The sequence below is a fragment of the Streptomyces sp. MB09-01 genome, assembly GCF_033794505.1.
GTDB lineage: Bacteria > Actinomycetota > Actinomycetes > Streptomycetales > Streptomycetaceae > Streptomyces.
Genome location: NZ_JARAYQ010000408.1, coordinates 1 through 5,057 on the forward strand (window position 1 = coordinate 1; position 5,057 = coordinate 5,057).

The following is a 5,057-nucleotide window of genomic DNA, read 5'->3' on the forward strand; positions in this document are numbered from 1 at the left end:
GTTGGGCATCTGTTCGGCCCAGGTCATGGGGCTGGGGTTCCAGCGGTGGAGGCGCAGGGTCGTGATGGCGGCTTCGGCCTGGTCCTGGCTGGCCTGCCACCAGGCGCTGGTGTCGGTTCCGGCGGTGTCCGGGGTGCGGTAGGTGAACAGGTTCTCGTTGGAGGCGATCCAGTCGCTGTGGACGACGAGGCCGGCGAAGAGCACGGGGATGCAGGGGCGTTCGAGTCGGATCAGGCCGGGCAGGAGCTGGAGATCGACGTCCAGGAGACGGGCGAGTTCGTCGGCGAGTGCGCGGTGCATGGTGTGCCAGAGCGGATCGAGCCGGAGGCCGGCCGCGCGGATCGTCGAGCTGTTGGGGATATCGCCGTGGTGTCCGCCGAGTAGGGCTGCGATGTCGTGCAGGGGCAGTTCCTGCGGGATGCGGCCGTCGGCGCCTCGGCAGCGCGGGCAGAGGCAGCCGAGCAGGGCCGGCAGGTAGCGGGCGGTGACGTGGGCGTGCGGGCGCGCGTCGGGCCGTGGTCCGGTCAGGGGCAGGCCCGCGCGGGCTGCGGCCTGAACCCAGTGCTGTCCGGCTTCGGCGAGTTCGGTGTCTCGGGTTCGCAGGGCGGCGAAGAGCATCTGGAAGGAGGCAGTGGCCTTGCCGGGCATGTCGTGCAGGGCGGCCAGGAGCATCAGGACGCGGCGTGCCGTGGCCAGGTTGCCGGCGCCGAAGGCGTCGGCGAGGCGGGCCCGTGCGGGGGCGGACAGGTGGTGGTCGATGAGCGCGCCGCAGACAGCAGCGGTGTCGAGGCAGTGGGCGAGGAGGCTGTTCCAGGCGGGGCCGCCTCGTTTCCGGCTGAGGCCGTGGAGGTCGGTCTTGGCCCATAGCCACAGCCACATCGGGAGCAGCGGCTGAACGGGGGACTCCCGCGCGTCGCTCACCAGTTCTCCAGTTTGCGGCCCGCCAAGCTGTGCCCCATCTCCCAGAGAAGGGGCATAGCTCCTCATGACATCAGTTCTGACCACAAGAGTCCCGTCTGAGCGCATTACGTACGATGTGCGGGACAAAGTGTGTATCCCGGCACTGACAATCGGCTCTGACCAGGACAAACGCCTCCGACTGCTGACGTTGTTGGAAACCTTCGAGCAGTCCGAGGACATCGCGCTGGCGCACCGCAGTCCGGGAGCTCTGATCGCGTTCCACGACCTCCTGTTGGCTCTCATGTACGGGGTCGATGCCTTTCCCCGCACAGAGAGGGAGTGGCGGGAGTGGGTGGAGGACCGCCGTCCGCTGGACGAGGTCGCCAAGGCGCTGTCGGGAAGCGAGTTCGACGGCCGGCTCGACCTGTTCCATCCCGAGCGTCCGCTCGGGCAGAACGCTGACCTGCTGCCCTTCCTGCCACGGCACGGCTACGGGCCCGCGCAGCTCGACATCGAACGAGCCGGGCACAGCGCCCAGCTCGCCGAGCACGTCCACCTGCACCACGAGCGCCGGCCTCCGGTCCACGAAGCTTTCGCAGCGATGCTGGTCCTGCACGGGTACGACACCGGCGGCCGGATGATGGCGCAGAACGAATGGCTGGGGAGGGCGTTCACCTACGGGGCGGTGACCCGCAACGCGATGCGGGTGCGGAACCTGGCCATGGGAAGGAGCCTGGCCGACACCCTGCGGCTGAACATCACGCCGGTGGCCCGGTCGGCCGCTGGAAGGATCAACCTCTGTTGGAGTGACCCGCGACCGGACCGGCGGGTGTTCACCGGCCCGGGTGCGTCTCGGGCCCGGCCGGTGGACGGTCCGGCGGACCTGCACAGCTGGCTGGGCCGCTCGGTGGCGCTGGCTCCGGCCCGACGGCCCGACGGCGAGATCGTCGTCGACCGGGTCCTGGTCGGCGGCGGCGAGCTGATGACACCTCTGCCACCGCGGCTGCTGCAGGACGCGGTCCTGGTGGCGGGCCGACCTCAGCAGGCTCGGATCGACCGGGCCCTGTGGCGCACGTCCCCTTCCTTGTATGCGGGCGCCGACCCGGACAACGCGAAGGGCTGTGACCTGTTCTCCCGGCTGGAGGGTCTTGGCCGGCGGGTGGACATCTTGTCGGTCGGACTGCTCACCGCGAAGAGCAGTTTCCTCGGTTGGGTCAGTGAGACGTTCCCCTTCGTCGGCGCATTGCGCGAGGAGCTGTACCTGGCGGCGACGGACGGCGCGCAGTGGTGCGAGAAGGCCGAACGTGCCGCTGCCGGCGCAGCCGCTGTGGCCAGGGACGCGGCTTTCCCCCGGGCAAGGCCCGACGAACGCAAGCAGCTCCTGGCGCGCCTGCTGTCCGCTCCCCAACTGTGGGCCCGCTACGAGGAGCACTTCCACCGGCTCCTGGACGACGTCGCCTCCGGCGAGTGCAAGCGGGCGGCCCGGGCTCGCTTCGCTGTCGATCTGGTCGCAACGACCCGGGCCTCGATGCGGGAATCGCTGAGCTGCCTACCCGAATCGGGCTCCGGGTTCCAGGCACGGCTGCAGGCTCTCGCCCAGCTGGATGCCGCGCTGCACAACCCTCGTGCATTCCCGTCCGAGTTCCTGGAGGCCACCGTGCCCACCGCCACCCGTGTATCACCGGCCGAGGCCACGACGGACAGCCGTGCTCTGGCCGGCTGGCTGGCGAAGCTGGTCACCTCACGCAACCACACCCTCCTCAAGGCCTTGACGGTCCCCGAACATCACCACGAGACGGAGGCGCGGTCACTGGCCTGCCGTTTCGCGGGGACAGACGAGATCAAGGCCGCGCATCTACTCACCGCGAGGCTCTTCGCCCGCTACCACCGCAGCATCCCCACCACGGACCCGGTGCGGGTATTCGGCTCCGGCGACCTGGGAGCGGCGTGCCGGCGGATCGGTGCAGGCCGTGAGCGCGGGGCCCGCGACCCCGGTGTCGAGCGGCTCTTCCGTCTGCTCGTGATGCCCAGCCAGAGAGTCGAGGAGAGCCACCTGTTCCGTGCGGTGGAACGGCTGCGCTCCGTGAATGCGGTGCCGCCCCACTGGGCAACCCTCGCCGACGACCTCGCTGCCTGGTCCGGCGGTGGCCAGGTCCGAGAGCGGTGGGGGGAGAGCTTCTACACCCCCGGCGCCCGGATCCGCCGGGCCGCCACCCGCTGACCCCTGATCGTCCCCGACGAACCGAAGCCACTCGTGACCCCCGCTACGTGAAGGAGCTGCCTCATGACCATCGACGCCGCCACGCGGTACCTCAGCCTCCACTCGCTCACCACCTTCGCCCACGTGCTGCTCGTACGCGACGACGCCGGCGAGCCCAAGACGTCCACCTACGGGGACGCAGAACGCGTCATCCTCAGTCCCCAGAGCCAGCGCCGCGCCGACCGGATCCACCTGCGCGACGAGGCCAACCTCGGCACCGGCCCCCTGGCTGCCCACGCCTGGGGCGTCCGGACACGGGAATGGGCTGTGCGGGTCGCCGAGGCACTGCGTGACGAACACGGATGGGAGGCGCAGGCAGCACTGGAGATGGCTCGGACCTCGCTGCGGGGCGTCGGCCTGAACTTCGGCTCCACCCCCAACACCGCGTTCCTGACCAAGGTGATGGTCTTCGCCCCCGAGAAGACCGGCTCGACGCTGGCCCAGATCATTCAAGAGCACCGGCCTGAACTGGAGGCGTGGGCCACTGCAGTGGCCGACGCGGCAACAGCGGCGGCGGAGGCCAAGAGCAAGGGCAAGAAGAAGGGCAAGGGCAAGGCGGCGGCGACGGCAGACGAAGCCATGGATGGGGAGGCCGACAGCCCGGAGGCCGAGGGCGAAGCCTCGGCACGGGAAGAGAAGGTGGCGCCGATGCCGGCGCGGATCAAATCACGGCTGATCTGCGGGCTGGCCCCGGCCGACGCCATCGACATCGCCCTGTACGGGCGGTTCCTCGCCGAGGTCGCGAGCGCCGGAAACGTCGACGGCGCGATCCAGACCACCACCGCGCTGAGTGTGGAGCCGGCGTCGATCGTCCGGGACTTCTTCAGCGCCGCGGACGACTTCAAGATCGCCCGCCAGCGGGTGGGGACCGACTTCACCGATGCCCTCGCACGCCTGAACGCCGCAGCTCCCTTCGATGCGGCAGCCCCGGAGGCATCGGACGGATACGCACTCGACGACCGGGGCGCGGGCATGACCGGGCACCAGAACTTCTTCAACGGCACCTTCTACGCCCACAGCGTCCTCGACCGCGTCCAGCTGCGCCGCAACCTCATCAACGGCGGTATGAGCCCCGAAGACGCCGAGCGCGCCGCCCAGGATGCCGAGCTCGCCCTCGTCACCGCCTTCGTCAACGCCGTGCCCAGCGCGAAGAAGAACACGACCGCCGCACCCGGGACACTGCCCAAGCTGGTCCTGGCCCACGTCGGCCCCCGGCCGTACAACTACGCCGCCGTGTTCGAGAAGGCCATCCACCGCCATGAGGGTGTTCCGAGCCTGATCGCCGCCGAGCGGCTCCTGGAGCACCACGCCATGATCACCAGGAAGCAGCACGTCGACCCCGGGACCGTCCTCAGCTACGACATCGCCACCACCAAGTACCTCGACGGCCTGCGCGACGCCGGGAACCTCGGACCCACCGAGGTGGACCACCCGGCCGAGCTCAGCCCGTACTGCCCCGCAGGACAGCCCGCATGACCACGGCACCCCACACCCTGCTCATCCGGCTCGAAGCCGTCATGCAGTCCTGGGGAATCCGCTCCCCCTACAACGACCGCGACACCCTCAACCGGCCCACCAAGAGCGGCGTCATCGGCCTGCTCGCCGCCGCTGACGGCCACGACCGCGACGAAATCCGCCAGGAAGGCGACGACTTCCTTCCCCTGGCCGAGCTCGCCGCCCTGCGCTTCGGCGTCCGCGCCGACCGCCCAGGCCGCCTCACCTGCGACTTCCACACCGCCGGCGGCGGAAACTACCCCCTGCGCCCCCGCGACATCATCACCGACCCCCTCAGGGCCGACCGCGCCGCCGCAGCCCTCACCGACGACCACGGCCCCGCCTTCGGCCACATCACCAGCCCCACCCTCGCCGACTGGTACAGCGCCCCCAAGAACATCGC

General features: G+C 70.2%; 4 protein-coding genes. 3 read left to right on the forward strand and 1 reads right to left on the reverse strand.

The genetic code is table 11. The features are described 5' to 3' along the window. The coding region (locus tag PV721_RS41140) for a CRISPR-associated endonuclease Cas3'' (protein ID WP_319733668.1) at window positions 1-921 on the reverse strand (921 nt) is incomplete at its 3' end. 64 nt (window positions 922-985) lie between these two features. On the opposite strand from PV721_RS41140, the gene casB reads away from it, so the two are divergent. The 3 genes from casB to cas5e all read left to right on the forward strand — a co-directional run. Next, window positions 986-3,121 carry a type I-E CRISPR-associated protein Cse2/CasB gene (gene casB / locus PV721_RS41145; protein WP_319733670.1) on the forward strand — a complete coding sequence of 712 codons (2,136 nt, stop codon included), beginning with the start codon at window positions 986-988 and terminating at the stop codon, window positions 3,119-3,121. Window positions 3,122-3,184: 63 nt separating this feature from the next. Continuing rightward, complete coding sequence (locus PV721_RS41150; protein WP_319733672.1) at window positions 3,185-4,636, forward strand: type I-E CRISPR-associated protein Cas7/Cse4/CasC; 1,452 nt, start codon at window positions 3,185-3,187, stop codon at window positions 4,634-4,636. Beyond that, window positions 4,633-5,057 (forward strand): type I-E CRISPR-associated protein Cas5/CasD (cas5e, locus tag PV721_RS41155; protein WP_319733674.1); only part of this gene is annotated, 425 nt, incomplete at its 3' end. The genes PV721_RS41150 and cas5e, both read left to right, overlap by 4 nt.

Bases quoted from the DNA above. Each gene is read 5' to 3' on its own strand.
- casB (WP_319733670.1), top strand. From the start codon at position 986: ATGACATCAGTTCTGACCACAAGAGTCCCGTCTGAGCGCATTACGTAC.
- PV721_RS41150 (WP_319733672.1), top strand. From the start codon at position 3,185: ATGACCATCGACGCCGCCACGCGGTACCTCAGCCTCCACTCGCTCACC.